Source organism: Phaeodactylibacter xiamenensis, from assembly GCF_000759025.1.
Classification (GTDB): domain Bacteria; phylum Bacteroidota; class Bacteroidia; order Chitinophagales; family Saprospiraceae; genus Phaeodactylibacter; species Phaeodactylibacter xiamenensis.
Genome location: NZ_JPOS01000119.1, coordinates 1 through 2,070 on the forward strand (window position 1 = coordinate 1; position 2,070 = coordinate 2,070).

Annotated in this window: 3 protein-coding genes; all 3 read left to right on the plus strand. The window is 34.4% G+C overall.

The window, feature by feature from the left end:
• Positions 1-201: T9SS type A sorting domain-containing protein (locus IX84_RS30035; protein ID WP_044230251.1), on the plus strand; the 201-nt coding region annotated here is incomplete at its 5' end.
• 209 nt (positions 202-410) lie between these two features.
• Positions 411-767: a hypothetical protein gene (locus IX84_RS30040; RefSeq protein ID WP_044230253.1), complete on the plus strand. Its 357-nt coding sequence runs from the start codon at positions 411-413 to the stop codon at positions 765-767.
• 2 nt (positions 768-769) lie between these two features.
• Entirely contained in the window at positions 770-1,414 is a 645-nt protein-coding gene (locus tag IX84_RS30045) for a hypothetical protein (RefSeq protein WP_044230256.1), read from the plus strand.
• Positions 1,415-2,070: the final 656 nt, after the last annotated feature.

Consider the following 2,070-nt stretch of genomic DNA (forward strand, 5'->3'; position numbering starts at 1 on the left):
AACAAAGTAAGAATCACATCAGAAAATGTTATTGAAAAAATAGTTGTATCAGATCTATCAGGAAGGATGATTTTATCTGAAACTACCTTTGATATGACAAAAGAATTAGATTTAAGTGGCTTTGATTCTGGAGTCTTAATACTTACAATTATTGATGAAGAAGGAATAAAGAACAACTATAAGTTAATTAAAATGAACTGATGAGAACAATGGCTACATGCCATGCCGGTAAAAATCTTCGAGAGGAAAATGGAGATAAAAAACCCGCGCAGGCAGCAAAAGCCAAGCTTCGCCAATTTGGTCTTTTGCTGCCTGCGCTAGCATTTGTGAAATGGAACGAAAATGGTAAATTTAGAGTCCGGCACGTCACGTAGCCGGGCCGTTGGGTGCTATGATTAAAATATTAAAAAATGGCTAGCAGAGAAATAGCAGAAAAAATTGAAAGTGGTGAATCTTTTATATTGGCTGATGATGGTCAATATTTGGGTAAACTAACTCTTAATAAATATGATTCAGAATCAATTATGAATCGGTATGGCTCTTATGGGAGTAAATACTCCTCTACTTCAATATATAATCAATATGGCTCTTATGGGAGTAAATATTCTTCTTTGAGTCCATATAATAAATATACGTCAACACCACCTTTAATTTATTTAAGAGGACGAAAAATTGGTTATTTGACTAAAAACAAATATGTAAGTCTTCAGGCAATCGATCCTGATAGTATTCTTGATTGGATGAAGGATAATAACCTAACCTATTGATTATGCTTGAAATAACATTTCCTGACTTTCTTGAATTATTGAGCGCGCTGTTTGTTTCAATTGGTGGAGCAACTGTAGTTATTATTGGGGTATCTAAGTGGTTTGGAGATTTTCTTTCGAAACGGCTTTTAGATAACTACAATAACAAACATCAAGAAGATTTAGAAGCAATAAAAAGCAAATATTCGACTCAGTTAGAAAATACTAAAACGGAATTAGATAAGGCTAAATCATTGTTTTTAAGATACTCTGAAAAACAGTTTGAATTATATAATGATTTATGGAAAGTCTTGTTGCAGACCAAGCATCAAGCTGATATGCTATGGGATAAAGCGACTCCAGAAAAAATACCATCATTTGCTGAACAAATCAGTCTAACTAGAAAAGCAATTGACGATAACTTAATTTTGATTGAAGACGAACACTACGAAAAACTTATTGAGTTGATAAATCAATTTGACAAATTTCAATTTGGAAAAAAGACATTAGTTGAACTAAGAAACAAGCCAAGAGATGAATTTGAAAACCAAAGGATAGATTCGCAAATGGTTATTAATACAATTCAAACAAATAGAGGAGTGAAGGAAAGCTATGATAAACTAATTATGGAGATTGGTAAATCGTTTAGGGAACAAATCAAAGGTTGAACACAGCACCCAACATGGGCTACCCGTCCATGCCTCCCGATGGTCGGCACGGCGTGTAGCCGGGCCGTTATGGGGTACCGCATCAGAATTGGCATTCTATGGAATTGAAAATATGAATTGTCCCGCCTCGAAAATAAAAACTCAGAATCGGGTAATTGTCCAGAAATCGAGAACTCGAGTTCCAAATCGAGTAATTGAAATTTTGAAAGGCGGGTAAAGGTCCTATCGAGTATTGCATTTTTTACGGTGAATCGGACAGAAAACGAAAAATTTGGATTCTTAAGATTAACCGGGCCCATCTTGAAAAATGGGATTGGTTTTTTCAGATGAGATTTACGTTTAGGCGGCTTTTGAAATAGAAATCAGGAATTTGAATCTCGTCCAAAAACAGAATTTAGAAATCTGGAATCTGGAAATTTTGAACTGAAAAACGTTGGTTTGATCAATTTGAAAACCTAAGATCAGAGATCAAAAACTCAAGATTTGAAAACCTGAATCTGATTTTGATAAATCTGAGAAATCGAATTGAGTAAAATCAGGAATCAAAAATCAGGTTGAATCTTCTGGGAATTGAGACCTGAATCCTGAATCAGGTTGATTATCGTGAGATTTTTGGTTGATTTGAGATTAGAATCGATCAAATTGAAGAACCAGAA

Bases quoted from the DNA above. Each gene is read 5' to 3' on its own strand.
- IX84_RS30040 (WP_044230253.1), top strand. From the start codon at position 411: ATGGCTAGCAGAGAAATAGCAGAAAAAATTGAAAGTGGTGAATCTTTT.
- IX84_RS30045 (WP_044230256.1), top strand. From the start codon at position 770: ATGCTTGAAATAACATTTCCTGACTTTCTTGAATTATTGAGCGCGCTG.